Source organism: Nocardioides sp. Z21_20, assembly GCF_059766585.1.
Genome location: NZ_JCBAJX010000001.1, coordinates 540,310 through 556,380, shown reverse-complemented (window position 1 = coordinate 556,380; position 16,071 = coordinate 540,310). Strand labels below are relative to the sequence as shown.

Annotated in this window: 15 protein-coding genes; 9 read left to right on the top strand and 6 right to left on the bottom strand. The window is 74.2% G+C overall.

What is annotated here, in order from left to right; genetic code table 11:
• Positions 1-1,578 carry a carboxyl transferase domain-containing protein gene (locus tag AC6EH9_RS02725; protein ID WP_498420274.1) on the bottom strand — a complete coding sequence of 526 codons (1,578 nt, stop codon included), beginning with the start codon at positions 1,576-1,578 and terminating at the stop codon, positions 1-3.
• A gap of 112 nt (positions 1,579-1,690) precedes the next feature.
• Between AC6EH9_RS02725 and AC6EH9_RS02720 the strand changes: the two genes are divergently transcribed.
• The 4 genes from AC6EH9_RS02720 to AC6EH9_RS02705 all read left to right on the top strand — a co-directional run bounded on the left by AC6EH9_RS02720 (position 1,691) and on the right by AC6EH9_RS02705 (position 6,935).
• On the top strand, positions 1,691-2,881 hold the full coding sequence (locus AC6EH9_RS02720) for a YihY/virulence factor BrkB family protein (protein WP_498420272.1): 1,191 nt from the start codon (positions 1,691-1,693) through the stop codon (positions 2,879-2,881).
• On the top strand, positions 2,868-3,464 hold the full coding sequence (locus tag AC6EH9_RS02715) for an SACE_7040 family transcriptional regulator (RefSeq protein ID WP_498420271.1): 597 nt from the start codon (positions 2,868-2,870) through the stop codon (positions 3,462-3,464). Before AC6EH9_RS02720 ends, AC6EH9_RS02715 begins: the two co-directional genes overlap by 14 nt.
• 61 nt (positions 3,465-3,525) lie before the next feature.
• Positions 3,526-5,190, top strand: coding sequence for an ABC transporter ATP-binding protein (locus AC6EH9_RS02710; protein ID WP_498420269.1), 1,665 nt, complete (start codon positions 3,526-3,528; stop codon positions 5,188-5,190).
• Positions 5,187-6,935 (top strand): ABC transporter ATP-binding protein, encoded by a 1,749-nt coding sequence (locus AC6EH9_RS02705; RefSeq protein ID WP_498420268.1) that lies wholly within the window; start codon positions 5,187-5,189, stop codon positions 6,933-6,935. Before AC6EH9_RS02710 ends, AC6EH9_RS02705 begins: the two co-directional genes overlap by 4 nt.
• Before the next feature lie 9 nt (positions 6,936-6,944).
• Here AC6EH9_RS02705 and AC6EH9_RS02700 read toward each other — a convergent pair whose 3' ends face one another.
• Positions 6,945-7,226: an SAV_915 family protein gene (locus AC6EH9_RS02700; protein WP_498420266.1), complete on the bottom strand. Its 282-nt coding sequence runs from the start codon at positions 7,224-7,226 to the stop codon at positions 6,945-6,947.
• Positions 7,227-7,362: 136 nt separating this feature from the next.
• Here AC6EH9_RS02700 and AC6EH9_RS02695 point away from each other — a divergent pair, with 136 nt between their 5' ends.
• Entirely contained in the window at positions 7,363-7,884 is a 522-nt protein-coding gene (locus AC6EH9_RS02695; protein WP_498420264.1) for a hypothetical protein, read from the top strand.
• 337 nt (positions 7,885-8,221) lie between these two features.
• Here AC6EH9_RS02695 and AC6EH9_RS02690 read toward each other — a convergent pair whose 3' ends face one another.
• Positions 8,222-8,902: a winged helix-turn-helix transcriptional regulator gene (locus tag AC6EH9_RS02690; RefSeq protein WP_498420263.1), complete on the bottom strand. Its 681-nt coding sequence runs from the start codon at positions 8,900-8,902 to the stop codon at positions 8,222-8,224.
• Positions 8,903-8,970: 68 nt separating this feature from the next.
• Here AC6EH9_RS02690 and AC6EH9_RS02685 point away from each other — a divergent pair, with 68 nt between their 5' ends.
• A complete protein-coding gene (locus AC6EH9_RS02685; protein ID WP_498420261.1) occupies positions 8,971-9,591 on the top strand; it encodes a maleylpyruvate isomerase family mycothiol-dependent enzyme in 621 nt (206 codons plus the stop codon).
• A 1-nt stretch (position 9,592) separates the two neighbouring features.
• Positions 9,593-10,255, top strand: coding sequence for a maleylpyruvate isomerase family mycothiol-dependent enzyme (locus AC6EH9_RS02680; protein ID WP_498420259.1), 663 nt, complete (start codon positions 9,593-9,595; stop codon positions 10,253-10,255).
• 24 nt (positions 10,256-10,279) lie between these two features.
• Here AC6EH9_RS02680 and AC6EH9_RS02675 read toward each other — a convergent pair whose 3' ends face one another.
• Positions 10,280-10,978: an SWIM zinc finger family protein gene (locus tag AC6EH9_RS02675; RefSeq protein WP_498420258.1), complete on the bottom strand. Its 699-nt coding sequence runs from the start codon at positions 10,976-10,978 to the stop codon at positions 10,280-10,282.
• The gene (locus AC6EH9_RS02670) at positions 10,975-13,872 is read right to left on the bottom strand and encodes a DEAD/DEAH box helicase (protein ID WP_498420256.1); all 2,898 of its coding nucleotides are present in this window, start codon (positions 13,870-13,872) and stop codon (positions 10,975-10,977) included. Before AC6EH9_RS02670 ends, AC6EH9_RS02675 begins: the two co-directional genes overlap by 4 nt.
• 96 nt (positions 13,873-13,968) lie before the next feature.
• Between AC6EH9_RS02670 and AC6EH9_RS02665 the strand changes: the two genes are divergently transcribed.
• A complete protein-coding gene (locus AC6EH9_RS02665) occupies positions 13,969-14,457 on the top strand; it encodes a glutathione peroxidase (protein ID WP_498420255.1) in 489 nt (162 codons plus the stop codon).
• Here the strand turns inward: AC6EH9_RS02665 and soxR are convergent.
• Positions 14,450-14,932, bottom strand: a complete 483-nt coding sequence (gene soxR / locus AC6EH9_RS02660) for a redox-sensitive transcriptional activator SoxR (protein ID WP_498420253.1) — start codon at positions 14,930-14,932, stop codon at positions 14,450-14,452. The genes AC6EH9_RS02665 and soxR overlap by 8 nt on opposite strands.
• Positions 14,933-14,978: 46 nt before the next feature.
• Between soxR and AC6EH9_RS02655 the strand changes: the two genes are divergently transcribed.
• Positions 14,979-16,010 carry a questin oxidase family protein gene (locus tag AC6EH9_RS02655; protein WP_498420250.1) on the top strand — a complete coding sequence of 344 codons (1,032 nt, stop codon included), beginning with the start codon at positions 14,979-14,981 and terminating at the stop codon, positions 16,008-16,010.
• Positions 16,011-16,071 lie beyond the last annotated feature (61 nt).

Here is a 16,071-nt window from a genome sequence, read left to right as displayed (position 1 = left end):
TCACATCCGGAAGACGCCGTAGGAGGGGTCGGGCAGCGGCGCGTGCGCGGCCGCGGCCAGGCCCATGCCGAGCACCCGGCGGGTGTCGGCGGGGTCGATGACGCCGTCGTCCCAGAGCCGGGCGGTGGAGTAGTAGGGCGAGCCCTGGTGCTCGTACTGCTCGCGGATCGGGGCCTTGAACGCCTCCTCCTCCTCGGCCGACCACTCGGCGCCGCGGGCCTCGAGGCCGTCGCGGCGCACGGTGGCCAGCACCGAGGCGGCCTGCTCGCCGCCCATCACCGAGATCCGCGCGTTGGGCCACATCCACAGGAAGCGGGGGTCGTAGGCGCGCCCGCACATGCCGTAGTTGCCGGCGCCGTAGGAGCCGCCGATGACGACGGTGAACTTCGGCACCACCGAGCAGGCCACCGCGGTGACCAGCTTGGCGCCGTCGCGGGCGATGCCGCGGTTCTCGTACTCGCGCCCGACCATGAAGCCGGTGATGTTCTGCAGGAAGACCAGCGGGATGCCGCGCTGGTTGCACAGCTCGATGAAGTGGGCGCCCTTGAGCGACGACTCGCTGAACAGGATGCCGTTGTTGGCCACGATGCCGACCGGGTAGCCGTGGATCCGGGCGAACCCGCAGACCAGGGTCTCGCCGTAGAGCCGCTTGAACTCGTGCATCCGGCTGCCGTCGACCAGGCGCCGGATCACCTCGCGCACGTCGTACGGCGTGCGCGGGTCGGTGGGCACCACGTCGTACAGCGTGGCCGGGTCCTCCAGCGGCTCCTCCGAGGCGTGCCGCTCGAGGGTGGCCGGGCGCCGCCGCTCGAAGGTGTCCACGATGCTGCGCACGATGGCCAGCGCGTGCGCGTCGTCCTCGGCCAGGTGGTCCACGACGCCGGAGGTGCGGGCGTGGACGTCGCCGCCGCCCAGCTCCTCGGCGGTGACGACCTCGCCGGTGGCGGCCTTCACCAGCGGCGGGCCGCCGAGGAAGATCGTGCCCTGCTCCTTGACGATCACGGTCTCATCCGACATCGCCGGGACGTAGGCACCGCCGGCGGTGCACGAGCCCATCACCGCCGCGACCTGCGGGATGCCGCGCGCGGAGAGGTTGGCCTGGTTGAAGAAGATCCGGCCGAAGTGCTCCTTGTCGGGGAACACCTCGTCCTGCATCGGCAGGAAGGCGCCGCCGGAGTCGACCAGCGCGATGCACGGGAGGTGGTTCTGCGCGGCGACCTCCTGGGCGCGCAGGTGCTTCTTGACCGTGACCGGGTAGTAGGTGCCGCCCTTGACGGTGGCGTCGTTGGCGATCACCACGCACTCGCGGCCGCTGACCCGGCCGATGCCGGTGACGATGCCGGCGCTGGGCACGGTCTCGCCCGCGGCGCCGGGGGCCGCGCCGTACATCCCGGTGGCGGCCAGCGGGCTCAGCTCCAGGAACGGGCTGCCGGGGTCCAGCAGCCGGTCGACCCGGTCGCGCACCAGCAGCTTCCCGCGGCCGGTGTGCTTGGCGCGGGCGGACTCCGAGCCGCCCTGGCGCGCCACCGCGAGCCGCTCGTGCAGCTCGGCGACGAGCTCCTTCATCTCGGCAGCCATCCGCCCACCTCCGGGTTAATGTTCGCTAACCAACGTCGGGATGCTACCGCCTGGTGGCTCGCCAGGCCATGGCTGGCGACGAAAGCCGCCGTGCGCGAGTAGCCTGCCTCACGTGGAGCCCGGGTTCGTCGCCGCCGTCGACCGGTGGCACCGCCGTCACCCGCGCACGTCGATCCCGTTGGCGGTGCTCTACAAGTTCCTCGACGACCAGGGCAACTACCTCGCCGCCGCGCTGACCTACTACGCGTTCATCGCGATCTTCCCGCTGATGCTGCTGGGCACCTCGATCCTGGGCCTGGTGCTCGAGGGCCGGCCCAGCCTCCAGGAGAGCCTGCTCGACACCGCGCTCAGCCAGTTCCCGATCATCGGCGATGAGCTCGGCCGCCCCGGCGGGCTGCAGGGCTCGACCGAGAGCATCGTGATCGGCGCGAGCGTCGCGCTGTACGGCGCGGTCGGCCTGGGCCAGGCGATCCAGAACACCCAGAACGCCGCCTGGGCGATCCCGCGCAACAGCCGGCCCAACCCGATCCTGGCGCGGGTACGCAGCCTGGGGATCCTGCTGGTCGTCGGCGCCGGGCTGCTCGCGGTGAGCGTGGCGAGCGAGGTCGCGAACGCCACCGACGTCTTCGGCTCCGACCCCGACTGGTGGGCGGGCTGGGCGCTGCGGCTCATCAACGTCCTGCTCGTCGGCGGCGCCTTCACCGTGCTCTTCCGGCTCGCCGCGGCGCGCGGCCAGCAGCTTCTGCGCGCCGCCCCGGGCGCCTTCGCCGTCGCGATCATGTGGCAGGGCCTGCAGATCATCGGCGCGTACTACGTCTCCTCGGTCCTGGTCGGGACCTCCTCGATGACCCAGACGTTCGGCCTGGTGCTCGGCCTGGTGGGGCTGATCTATCTCAGCTCGGTGGTCTCGGTGATCGGCATCGAGATCAACGTGGTGCTGGCCAAGCGGCTCTACCCGCGGGCGCTGCTCACGCCGTTCACCGACCGGGTGCGGCTCACCGAGGGTGACCGACGCGCCTACGCCGGGCTCGCCCAGGCGCAGCGGTTGAAGGGCTTCGAGACGGTCAGCGTCACCTTCGCCGCCTCGCCGCTGGAGAAGGCGGACGAGGAGGACGACCCGGCTGCTCTCGAGGGGGACGATGGGGCCGATGGCGCCGCTCCGATCGGTCCTGGGGCTCAGGCCGCGCCGGCCGCGCCGGCAGCGCCGGGGGCTCCGGGGGCGCCGGGGGCTCCGGGAGCTCAGGCCGCTCCGGCCGCGCCGGGAGCGTCCGAGGCGCGCGAGGGTCCCGATGCCCCCCGCTAGCGACGCATCGGCGCCGGTGAGCCGGCGCGAGCAGATCCTCGACACCGCCGCAGAGCTGTTCGCTGCCCGCGGCTTCCACGGTGTCTCGGTGGTCGACCTCGGCGCGGCCTGCGGGATCTCCGGACCTGCGCTGTACAAGCACTTCGCGTCCAAGGACGCGGTGCTCGCCGAGATGCTGGTCTCGATCAGCGAGGAGCTGCTCGCCGTGGGCCGGGACCGCGTCGCCGGGATGGCCGACGCCGACGCGGCGCTGAGCGCGCTGATCGAATGGCACGTGGACTTCGCGCTGCGCCACAAGCCGCTGATCGTCGTCCAGGACCGCGACTGGCAGTCGTTGCCCGAGGACGCCCGCGAGCGGGTCCGCACGCTGCAGCGCGACTACGTCGACCTGTGGGCCGCCCAGCTGCGCCGCCTGCACCCCGGGCTCGGCCTCGACCCGGCCCGCGCGATGGCGCACGCGGCGTTCGGTCTGATCAACTCCACGCCCCGCAGCGCCCTGCTCCCCGAGCCGACGATGCGCGACCTCCTCACCACGATGGCCCGCGCCGCGCTCGCCGTACCGCCCCGGCCACGCCCCATGTAACGCGGGTGGCGCGGAGGGGGTGTGGTGCGGGGGCGGGTTGGGGGATGGCTAGCCTCACTTCGTGGTGACGACCCCCTCCTCGTTGGTCTGGCGGATGCTGCGCCGCAACTGGCGACCGCTGAGCGTGTTCATGGCGCTGCTTGCGGCCTGGCAGCTGTGCGAGGCGCTGGTGCCGGTCGTGGTGGGGCTGCTGATCGATCGTGCCGTCGCCACCTCCGACGCCGGGGCCCTCGCCCTGTGGGGCTCGGTGCTGGTCGGGTTGTTCGTGGTGCTCAGCCTCTCCTGGCGGTACGGCGCGCGGCTGGGCGTCGGCGTGATGGAGCGCGAGACCCACCGGATGCGCGTCGAGACGGCCGGACGGGCCCTCGACCCCCGCGGCACCAGCAGCCCCCTGCTCCCCGGGGAGACACTGTCGCTGGCCACCTCCGACGCGGAGGCGGTCGGCCAGCTGATCAACTCGCTCGGCTACACGCTGGCCAGCCTGATGGCGATCCTGGTCAGCGCCTGGGTGCTGATCGGCATCGACCTGCGACTCGGCCTGGTCGTGCTGATCGGGGTGCCGGTGGTGCTGGCGATCATCCAGCTGGTGACGCCGACGATCTCGCGTCGCAGCCACCACCAGCAGGAGACCGTCGCCCGGGCCACCGGCGTCGCGACCGACCTGGTCCGCGGCCTGCGCGTGCTCAAGGGGATCGGCGCCGAGGACGTGGCCGGGCGCCGCTACCGCAGCCACAGCGCGGCGGCCCGCGACGCGAGTATCCGCACCGCCGACGCCTACGGTGTGATGACCGGCCTCGCCACCGGGTTGAGCACGCTCTTCCTCGCCCTGGTCGCGCTGCTCGCCGGGCGGCTCGCGGTGGAGGGCGAGATCTCCATCGGCGAACTGGTCGCCATCGTCGGTCTCACCCAGTTCCTCGCCGAGCCGATCAGCGCTCTCGGCGAGGTCGGCGCGCACGCCGGCCGGGCCCACGCCTCGGCGCGCCGGATCGTGGCCTACCTGAACAGCCCCCCGCTGCTGAGCGCCGGCGAGGCCACGCCCCCGCCCGGGGCGCCGCCGGGCCTGCGGCTGGGCGACATCGCCTCGGAGCCCGGCGAGCTGCTCGCGGTGGTGACCGACCCGGCCGACGCGGCGCGCACGATGCGCATCCTCTCCGGGGAGCTGCGCGAGGACGAGCACGACTGCGCCCACCTCGACGGCGTACCGCTCGGGGAGCTCAGCGTCGAGGCCCGCCGCAGCCGGCTGGTCGTCGCCCCGCACCACCCCGACCTGTTCGAGGGCACGCTGCGCAGCAACGTCGAGCCCCCCGGCGGCTGCGACGAGGCGACCGTGGACCGGGCCCTGGCCGCGTCGGCGGCCACCGACGTCGCCGCGCTGCGCGAGGAGGGCGTGGACCAGCCGGTCACCGCGCAGGGCTCGACGCTCTCCGGGGGCCAGCGCCAGCGCGTCGCGCTGGCCCGGGCGCTGGCCTGCGACGTCCCGGTGCTGGTGCTGCACGACCCCACCACGGCGGTCGACGCGGTCACCGAGCACCGGATCGCGGCGGGCATCCGCGCCCTGCGCCACGCTCCCGGGTCGCGGCACACCACCTGGCTGCTCACCACCAGCCCGGCCCTGCTCGCCCAGGCCGACCGCGTCGTCGTGCTGACCCAGGGGCGGGTCACCGCGAGCGGGACCCACGCCGAGCTCAGCGACGACCCCGACTACCGCGAGCTGGTGCTGCGATGACCCGCGACCTGCTGCCCATCGCGAGCCGCCAGGAGACCGTCCGGACCGCCTGGCGACTGATCGCGGCGCGGCCCTGGCCGCTCCTGGCGGCCGTGGTCTCGTTCGCCGTGGCCGGGCTCAGCGGACTGGTCGCGCCCTGGGTGCTGGGCGGGCTGGTCGACGACATCCGCGCCGGCGCCGACTCCGCCGACGTCACCCGGGTGGCGCTGCTGATCGCCGGCTCGGCCCTGGTCGCGGCGCTCAGCAGCGGCCTGGCGGTCGCGGCCCTCGCCCGGGCCGGAGAGCCGGCGCTGGCCGACCTGCGCGAGGAGGTCCTCGACCGGGCCCTGCACCTGGACGCCGCCCGGGTGGAGAGCGCCGGTGTCGGCGACCTGCTCTCCCGCGTCGGCGACGACGTGCGGATGATCGCCGACGCCCTGGTCCGGGTGATCCCGACCCTGGTCACCGCCGTCGTCACCATCTCCTTCACCGCGCTCGGGCTGCTCGCCCTCGACTGGCGCCTGGGGCTGGTCGGCCTGCTCACGGTGCCGGCCTACGTCACCGCGCTGCGCTGGTACCTGCCGCGCTCGGGTCCCCGCTACCGCGACGAGCGGGTCGCCCAGGGCGAGCGCGCCGAGGTGCTGGTCAGCTCGATCGAGGGCTCGCCGACCGTGCGCGCCTATGCCCTCGAACACGAGCACAACGCGCGCGTCGAGACCACCTCGCAGCGTGCGCTCGACATCGCCCTCGACGTGTTCACGCTGCTGACCCGCTTCTTCACCCGGATCAACTCCACCGAGCTGCTCGGTCTGGTCCTGGTCATCGGCGCGGGCTTCTGGCTGGTGCGCGAGGACCTGAGCACGGTCGGCGCGGTGACCGCGGCCGCGCTCTACTTCCACCGGCTGTTCAACCCGATCGGGGCGCTGCTGCTGCTCTTCGACGAGCTGCAGTCCACCGGCGCGTCGCTGGCCAGGCTGGCCGGCGTCGCCGCGCTGCCCGAGCCGCCGCAGCCGAACGCCGAGCTGCCCGAGACCCCGGGCGCCCTGGTGCTGCGCGGGGTGGGCCACGAGTACGTCGCCGGCCGGCCGGTGCTGCGCGGTGCGGACCTGCGCCTGGAGCCCGGACGACGTGTCGCCCTCGTCGGCGCGACCGGGGCCGGGAAGACCACGCTGGGCGCCGTGGCCGCGGGAGTGCTGCGTCCCACCCACGGCGAGGTGACCCTCGCCGGCGTCGACTACGAGGAACTGCCGGCCCACGCCGTACGACGCCGGGTGGTGCTGGTCAGCCAGGACGTCCACGTCTTCTCCGGCACCGTCCGCGAGGCGGTCACCCTGGCCGGGGAGTCGGCGAGCGACGCCGAGGTGCTGGCCGCGCTCGAGGTGGCGCACGCGGGCGAATGGGTCGCGGCGCTGCCCGAGGGGCTGGACACGCTCATCGGCGACGGCGCCCACCGCGTCACCGCCGCCCAGGCGCAGCAGCTGGCGCTGGCCCGCGTCGTCCTGGCCGACCCGTGGGTCGTGGTCCTCGACGAGGCCACCGCGGAGGCCGGCTCCGCCGGCGCCCGCGAGCTGGAGGCCGCGGCGCTCGCGGTGACCCGCGGCCGCGCCTCCCTGGTGGTGGCCCACCGGCTCACCCAGGCGCGCACCGCCGACGAGATCCTGGTGCTGCACGACGGCGAGGTCGTCGAGCGCGGCACCCACGAGGAGCTGCTGGCCCGCCAGGGCAGGTACGGCGAGCTCTGGGCGGCGTGGTCGGCAGCGGACTGAGCCGCTGACTCACGAGGCCGCCCGCAACGCCGTGACGGGTCGTGCGAGGGCCTCGGCGTCGAGCTGGATCGCGTGGACGCCGACCTGCTCGAGCAGGGCGCGCAGCGCGGACAGGCTGAGGGCCTGGCGGGGATGTCCGGACCCCATCGCCTGCTCGAGGGCCGCGGCCGAGCTGAACGCCAGGCCGGTGCGCACGCCGTCGGGTCGGCGGCACAGGCTGAGGCTGGTCGCACCGGAGGTGCCCACCCGGACCGGGACGAGGACCGTGCGGGGTTCGTGGGAGTGATTCACGTCCCTCACCCTGTCCGCCGGCCGCCGGGCCGGGGAGGGGTCATGCCGTCAAGATCCGCTGCCGAGCCGTCAAGATCTCGTCATGGTTGCGCCAACCCCCTACCGGCGGGCGAGCCGGGAGCCGCAGCATCGCTCCATGACCGACCCGGACCTGCCCTTCCTGCTCTCCTCGACCGCGGATGCCTTCACCAGGTCGCTGCGCGCCGCGCTCGACGGCGACGCCGCCGCGGCCCGCGCGGTGCTGGCCGGCTCGGCGCAGCGGCACGACGTCTGCGCGGCCGTCAGCAGGCGGATGCGGCACCGGGCTCCGGTGGCGATGCCGCAGCTGGTCGACGAGCTGCAGTTCCTCCGCGACCTGCGCGACGCCGGTGACCTCATCGACCGGCTGGCGCACCAGGTCATCGGTGGCAGCGTGGCGCTGAGCCAGGTGCAGCACCGGGAGGTCACCGCGCTGCTCGAGGCGGGAGGCCGCCGGCTCGGCCAGCTCGCCGAAGGCCCGCGCGGACCGGGGCTCGGACCGGGCTACCTGAGCTGCGGCAACGCGCTGCGCGAGCTGGCCGCTCGCTGCTCCCGAGACCGCTCGCCGATCCTGTTGCTCTGCTCGGCGCTGGCCTCAACGCTGCTGCACGCCTCGCGTCACGCGACGCGGGCCGCCTGACGCGCGGACCGCCTGACGCCACGGACCGCCGGCCAGCAGGGCTCAGAGCACAGCGTATGGCCTGGTCCTGCTGGGCGCGGCGGTCACCGGTGACCTCGACGCCGTCCCCGGTTCAGCGCCTACCGCTGCCGGCACGACGGTGTCGGCTGCGGAGCTGACGCGTGATCGCGACTGGTCACACCGGCACGCTAGGCCCGCCCGGCCGCTCCGCTCGGCTTCTTGTCGCGGAGTTGTCTCGCCTTGATGCGCTCTTGTCGGCTGCGGGCTCGCGCGCGGTCGTACAGTCCTCCCGTCGCGTCGTCGTCCCTCCTCAGTCGAACCCTGAGAGGTGGAACCCTCAGAGCGCGTGCACCAGCGACGTCGCGCCGGCCAGCCGCCGGACGGCGTCCTCGCTGCCGCTGACGCGGACGCCCGGCAGCCGCTCCAGCGGGACACCGCCGATCACGCAGGCCTTCCAGTCCGCGGTGCTGGCCTCCACCACGGCGTCGGCCGCCTCCGGCGCGAGCTGCCTGTCCACGGTCGTGGCCCGCTCGGAGACCCGGGCCAGGTAGGTGACGGGCTCCGCATCCGTACGGCGCGAGTCCGTGAGGCTGAGCACCACCTCGTGCTCCCCGCTCCCGGCGCCCGGGCGCGCGTGGGCGCGCATCGCCAGGACCAGCGTGTCGGGGCTCATGTCCGCCCCGAGCGGCAGGGCCGGGGACGCGACCGCCCACAGCGACAGCGCGGTGTTGACGGCCTCGAGGCGCCCGCCCCACTCGGTGAGCTCGTAGACGTCGGTGCGTCCGGGCCCGGGCAGCCGCCGCCGGCGCGCGATGCCGTGGGCCTCGAGGTCGTGCAGACGCTGGGTGAGCACGGCGGGGCCGATGCCGATCACGTCCCGCTGGAGGTCGGAGAAGCGCTTCGGCCCCAGCAGGAGCTCCCGCACCACGATCAGCGTCCACCGCTCGCCGATGAGATCGAGCGCGTGGGCCGCGGCGCAGCCGTCGTTGAACGACCCGTAGGACCGTCGAGTTGCCATTGATACAGATTACTACGACTACAGTAGTGTCCACTTCACTATTCGTAGTATCAGGCGAGGAGCGGGACATGCGCGCATCAGCTGCGGCGACCTGGCAGAGCGTCCACGCCGAGCGGCGACGGCTGGTCGCGGACCTCGCCGACCTGAGCCCCGACCAGTGGACACGTCCCTCCCTCTGCCCGGGATGGGAAGTCCACGACGTCCTGGCGCACCTCCTCGACACGGCACGAACCGGCCGCCTGGGCTTCGTCCGCTCCATGGTGGCGGCCCGGATGGACTTCGACCGCGCGAACGCGCACGGGATCGCCCGAGCGAGGCACGCCGACCCGCGCGACACCCTCGCCGCGCTCCGGCAGGCGGCCGACCTCACCCGGACGCCGCCGGCGAACCTCGCCACCCGCCTGGTGGAGGCCATCGTGCACGGAGAGGACATCCGCAGGCCGCTGGGCATCCCCGGCCGGTACCCGGAGCCCGCCATCGTGCAGGCCCTCGCCCATCAGCTGCGCACCCCCGTCGCCTTCGGCGGAGGGCGCGAGCGAGCCGCCGGCCTCCGCCTGATCGACCGGAGCACCGGAGCCGCCTGGGGCGAGGGCGAGGCGGTCGAGGCCGAGGCCCTCGACCTGCTGCTGCTGGTCTCGGGACGCGGCCCGGCCGAGCAGCCCGACACCAACGAGACGGAGACCTCGTGAGATGAGAGCCGGAGAGCGGGAGAGGTCCGAGAACGACCGGCTCTGGGCCCTGGCCCACCGCGAGCGTGCCGCCCTGGCCGAGGACCTCTCGAGTCTCAGCGCCGCGCACTGGCGGCGCAGCACGCTGTGCGGACAGTGGGACGTCGAGCAGGTCGTCGCCCACCTCACGGCCGCCGCGAGCCTGACCCAGTGGTTGTGGCTGCGCAGCATGCTCGGCGCGCGCCTGCGTCCGCACGTGCACAACGAGCGCCGGCTGGCCGAGCACCGCGGGACGACGCCCGCGGACACCCTCGAGCGGTTCCGCGCCGTCGTCGACAGTGTCACCGCGCCGTCGGGCCACACCGCCGCCTACCTCGGCGAGATCGTCGTCCACGCCCAGGACATCCGCCGCCCGCTGGGCCTGACCCACACCCCGAGCATCGAGGCGTTGACACCGGTGGCCGAGTTCTACGCCCGCCGCGACTTCGCCGTGAACAGCCGCACACACGTGGCCGGGCTGCAGCTGCGCGCCGACGACGGGCCGTTCGCGACAGGGTCCGATGCGACGGGCCCCCTGGTCACCGGGTCGACGCTCGCCCTGGTGATGGGCATGGCCGCCCGCGCCGCCTATCTGGACGACCTCGACGGTCCGGGCGTGGCCGTGCTCCGGTCGCGTCTGTCCTGAGGGCGCCCCACGGACCGCACCACCTCAGAACAGGTGGTCCACCGGCTGCCCCGGCTCCTCCAGCAGTTCCAGCAGTCGCCGGGCGCGGGCGGCGGCGTCGAGCGCGGTGTCGAGGTCGTCCTCGAGCCGCGGGTCCACCTCCGCGTCGGCGCCGGGGTCCTGCTCGACCGCCGTCGTGCGCGCGTGCAGCCGGGCGAGCAGCTCCTCGCGGGCCAGCCCGCGCAGCTGGAGCAGCACGAACGGGTCTGCCGCCGCCAGCCAGCCCAGCTGGTAGAGCACCGCCAGCGCGTGCCGGCACGGGTCGACCCAGGCATCGCAGGTGCAGGCGGCGCCCAGCTCCCCGCCGTAGGGCAGCAGCTCCACGCCGGACTCGTCCGCGTCCTCGACCAGCTGCAGGGGCAGGTCGCCGGCGAGCAGATCGGCCACCCGCCCCGCCTCGGCCGCGACCAGCTCGACGAGGGTCTGCAGGCCGGCCGCGTCGATGACCGGGACGGCGCCGGTCACCGTCCAGGCGTCATCGCCCTCGCGGACCGCGGCCAGGAACGTGCCCGCGTCCACCGTGATCGCCCCCACGCCGCCCGAGCGGGCCAGCGCCCGGGCCTTGCGCAGGTCCTCCTCGGCGTAGGCCGACTCCTCCACGGCTCGCACCCAGGCCCGCGCCCACCAGGTGGTCGCCCGCGGGGCACGCCGCGCCGGGAAGCGGGGATGGGTCACCGCGCTCACGCATCACCGTCCCCATCCGGCTCGGCCGCCGCGGCCGGGCGGCGCAGCTGCACCAGGTCGCGCAGCTCGGCGTCGTCGAGCTCGGTGAGCGCGCTCTCGCCGCGGCCCAGCACCGCGTCGGCCAGGGCCCGCTTGCGGCTCAGCAGCTCGGCGATGCGCTCCTCGATGGTGCCCTGGGTGATCAGCCGGTGCACCTGCACCGGGCGGGTCTGCCCGATCCGATAGGCGCGGTCGGTGGCCTGCTCCTCGACGGCGGGGTTCCACCAGCGGTCGAGGTGGATGACGTGGTCGGCGCGGGTCAGGTTCAGGCCGGTGCCGCCGGCCTTGAGCGACAGGATGAAGACCGGAACCTCGCCGGCCTGGAAGCGCGCCACCATCGCCTCCCGCTCGCGCACCGGGGTGCCGCCGTGCAGGAACTGGTGCGGTACGCCGGTGCGCGCGAGGTGGGTCTCCAGCAGCCGCGCCATCGCGACGTACTGGGTGAAGATCAGCACCTCGCCCCCCTCGGCCAGGACCGTGCCGAGCAGCTCGTCGAGCAGGTCGAGCTTCTCCGAGCGCCCGGCCAGGCGGGGGCTGGCCTGCTTGAGGAACTGCGCCGGGTGGTTGCAGATCTGCTTGAGGCCGGTCAGCAGGGCCAGCACCAGTCCGCGGCGCGCCTCCTCATCGGAGCGCTCGATGCGCTCCATCGTGTCGCGCACGAAGGCCTCGTAGAGCACCACCTGCTCGCGGGTCAGGGAGAGCAGGTGGTCGGTCTCGGTCTTGGCGGGCAGCTCGGGGGCCACGCCGGGGTCCGACTTGCGCCGGCGCAGCAGGAAGGGGCTGATCAGGTCCGCGAAGCGAGCCGTCATCTCGGGGTCGACGCCCCCCTCGATCTGGGCGGCCCAGGCGCGCCGGAAGGCGTTGCGGCTGCCCAGCAGACCCGGGATCGCCCAGTCCAGGATCGACCAGAGCTCGGTCAGGTCGTTCTCTACCGGGGTGCCGGTCAGCGCGACCCGGGCCCGGCTGTCCAGCGTGCGCAGTGCACGGGCGGTGGAGGAGCGCGAGTTCTTGATGTGCTGCGCCTCGTCAGCGACGACCAGGTCCCAGTCCACGCCGCCGAGGGCCCGGGCGGCGGCGGCCTGCACGCCGGCCTGCGCGGCGGCGGCCTTCGTCGTGGCGGGCAGGCAGTCGCGGCGCATCGTGCCGTAGGTGGTGAGCACGATGGCGCCGGCCCGGTCGTCGCTGCCGCGCAGCCCCTCCAGCGAGCGCTGCGCGCCGTGGAAGCGGCGCACCTCGATCTCGGGGGCGAACCGGTGGATCTCCGCCTCCCAGTTGCCGAGCAGGGAGGCCGGGCAGACCACCAGCGTCGGTCCGCGCGCGCCGGCCTCGCGCCGATGCAGGTGGAGCGCGATCAGCGTGACCGTCTTGCCCAGGCCCATGTCGTCGGCCAGGCAGGCGCCGAGCCCGAGCGAGGTCATCTCGGCCAACCAGGTCAGCCCCTGCAGCTGGTAGTCGCGCAGCTGCGCGCGCAGCAGGGCCGGCGGGGCCACCGGGTCGCCGGTCGCAGCGGTGCGCAGCCGCTCGCGGACCTTCTCCAGCGTCGCGCCGACGATCACCTTCTCGGTGACGTCGCCGACCTCGACGACACCGCTCAGCGTGGCGGCGAGCGCCTGGACGGGCGTGGCCGTGCGGACCAGGCGCTTCTTGGCCTTCTTGACCATCGCCGGGTCGACCACGGTCCAGCTGCCGCGCAGCTTGAGCAGCGGGCTGGCCGAGCCGGCCAGCTGGTCCATCTCCTCGGGCGTCAGCGGGTCGCCGTGCACGGCCAGCTGCCACTGGAAGCTGAACATCTGCTCGGCGCCGAACAGGCCCTCGACGAGCTGGCCCTCCCGCGTGGCGGGGGTCCGGGTGGCGGGCGCGGCCCGGTCCAGCACCGTGGCGGCGGTCAGGTCGCGGCCCAGCGACTTGGGCCAGAGCACGTCGACGCCGCGCTGCTTGAGCGCGGCGACGCCGTCGTCGAGGAGGCTGACCAGCTCGTCGGTGTCGAGGGTGATCTCGTCGGGGACCCGCATCTCCAGGAACCGGTCCAGCACCGGCCACGCCTCGGCGGCCGCGCGCAGCGCGATGATCGCGTGGGTGCGCGCCCGCTCGCCGAACCCGTGCGCGCCGGGCTCGGTCCACAGCAGCGCGGCGTCGCAGACGTGCAGGAAGTTGAGCTCGTCGTGCACCTGCAGCACCAGCCGGACCGCGCCGGCCACCAGCTCCTCCTCGTCGGCCTCGACCCGCAACGAGAGCGTCACCAGCTGGGCCGGCTCCTGGTGGCCCTCCGCCTGGACACGGTCCAGGCGCGCCTGCAGCCGGTCGGCGAACCCTCCGCCGCGGCGCCTCTGCCCACTCGAGCCGCCCCGTCCGCCGCCCGGGCCTCCCCGCCCGCCGTCCGGTTCGCCGCTCGCGCCGGTCGCGCCGGTCGCGCCGGTCGAGGCCCGCGGCGCGCTGCGCGGCATCGCGTCGACGACGGCGTCCAGCACGCGGCGTACCACTCCCTCGGCAGCGGCGACGTCGAGCCCGTCGTGGGCGCCGGCCCGGGCCAGCATCACGATCCGGTCCTCGTCGTCCTCGCTCAGCTCGCTGAGCCGCCAGCTCGGCACCGCCATCGGCGAGTGCGCCGGCGCCGGCTCGAAGCGGCCCGCGGCCACCAGCCGCATCCCCAGCAGGGCCGCGCCCGCGAGCAGCCGCACGCTGGGGTGGGCATCGTCGCGGGCGTGCGCCCGGGTCAGCACCGGCAGGGCCGCGCGCATCGGCAGGGCGACCTCGCGGGCCGCCGCACCGGGGGCGGCGGTGAACTCCACCACCGCATCGCGAGGCGGTACGGCGTCACGCAACCGGGCAGGCCCGGTGACGGGGACGAAGCTCAAGTGGGACCTCTCGAGGCGGACGAGGACGAAGACGGCGACTCGACGCTAACGCCCGGGACCGACACCGAGTTCCCGGCGGATCGCTACGCTCGGCCCATGAGTCTCCTCGACGCACCCCTGGCCCGTCTCGACGGCACCCCCGCCACGCTCGGCGAGATCCTCGAGGGCCGTGCCGCCCTCGTCGTCAACGTCGCCAGCAAGTGCGGCCTCACCCCGCAGTACTCCGCGCTCGAGCAGCTGCACGAGAAGTACGCCGAGCGCGGCTTCACCGTGGTCGGCGTGCCGTGCAACCAGTTCATGGGCCAGGAGCCGGGCTCCGCGGAGGAGATCCAGGAGTTCTGCTCCGCGACGTACGGCGTGACGTTCCCGATGACCGAGAAGATCGAGGTCAACGGCGAGGGCCGTCACCCGGCGTACGACGAGCTCGTGCGCACGCCCAACGAGAAGGGCGCGGCCGGCGACGTGGAGTGGAACTTCGAGAAGTTCCTGCTCGCGCCCGACGGCTCGGTGGTGGCCCGGTTCAGCCCCGGCGTGGTCCCCGACGACCCGCAGTTGGTCGCCGCGGTGGAGTCGGCCCTCAGGTAGCCGGGTCCCGGCCCTCGGCCCGGGCGGTCCAGCGCACCGGACCCGTGCCGCGCTCACCGAGCGTGTCGTGCAGGTTGTAGAGGGTGCACGACTGCAGCGACAGGCAGCCGCACCCGATGCAGCCGTCCAGCGAGTCGCGCAGCCGCTCGAGGTAGGCGAGGCGCTCGTCGAGGCTCCGCCGCCAACGGCGCGACAGGCGCGCCCAGTCGGCCTTGGTGGGCGTCCGCCCCGACGGCAGGGAGGCCAGCGCGTCGGCGATGTCGCTCAGCGACGCGCCGATCTTCTGCGAGACCCGGATGAACGCGACTCGCCTCAGCACGTCGCGGTGGTAGCGGCGCTGGTTCCCGGTCGTGCGGATGCTCTCGATCAGCCCCTGCCGCTCGTAGAAGTGCAGGGTGGACACGTTCATGCCCGAGCGACGCGCCACCTCCGCCGGCGTCAGGTAGCGGCGGCGGATCTCCTGGTGCGATGTCACGCTCACTCCTTGACCTGAACCATGGTTGAGGTTGTTGCATCGTGTCATGACCCACGACCCGCTCGACACCCTCGATGAGGCCTACCACCGGCTCCGCTCCACCGGCCCGGAGTTCGACGGCTGGCTGAGCAACCACGGCCCGATGGCGGCCGAGGCCCTGGCCCGGCACGGACACGGAGACCAGATCGCCACCTGGCTGGACGGCTACTGCCGGCGCCTCGAAGCCGCACCCGGCCGCTCCAGACGGATCGAGAGCTGGCGCCCGGCGCTGGGTGATCCCCGACGACTGGGCGACTGGCTCGCCTGGTTCGCGGACGAGCTGCGCGAGCGCCCGTGGGCCGAGGTGCTCCACACCTGGTGGCCCCGGTTGACGCCCGGCATCGCGGCAGGGGCCACCCACGGGGTGATCCGGGTCGGCCACGCGGTCCGGGTCCTGCGCGAGGAGGGTGAGAGCCCCGAGCGCCTCGCCGAGCTCGCGCAGGGGCTGGGGTACTGGGCGGCCCGCTGGCAGCCGGTACCCGCTGCCACCGGGCCCGACGGACGGCTCAGCGCGGCAGCCGCCCTGGCTGCGGTACCCCCGGTCCCGCAGCAGGTCGGCGGCATCGGAGCCAGGCTCGCACAGCTGAGCGGGACCCAGGGCTGGGCCGACGCGCAGCGGGCGATCGCGCCGTCGGCCGACTGGCCGCAGTTCCTGCGCGACGTGGTCAGCGCCGCCGTACGGCGATATGCCACGCATGCCCACGGGAACCCGGTGATGCTCGTCCATGCCGCCACCGCCCCCAACGCGGTCCTGCGGGCTCTCCCGTCCCTCCCGACCGAGCAGTGGGCCGCCAGCGCGGCGGCCGCGTGGTCGGCGTCGGCCGCCGTCCAGTCGGCCTACGCACCCGCGGTCGCCCGGCCCCCGGCCAGCGCCCAGGCGACGAGCGCGGACGCGTTCGCCCGCGCCGCCCAGCACGGGGACGAGCACGTCATCAAGCTGGCCGACACCGCGCTCGACGTCTACGCATGGACCGGCGACGACCTGGCCCTGCGTGCGGTCGAGTCGGCTGCGCTTCTGGTCGAACCGGAGCAAATGTGACCCACCGCATACCCTGCAAGGGTAAAACGGGGGTGACGCGGACGCACCCGTCTCCCTAGGG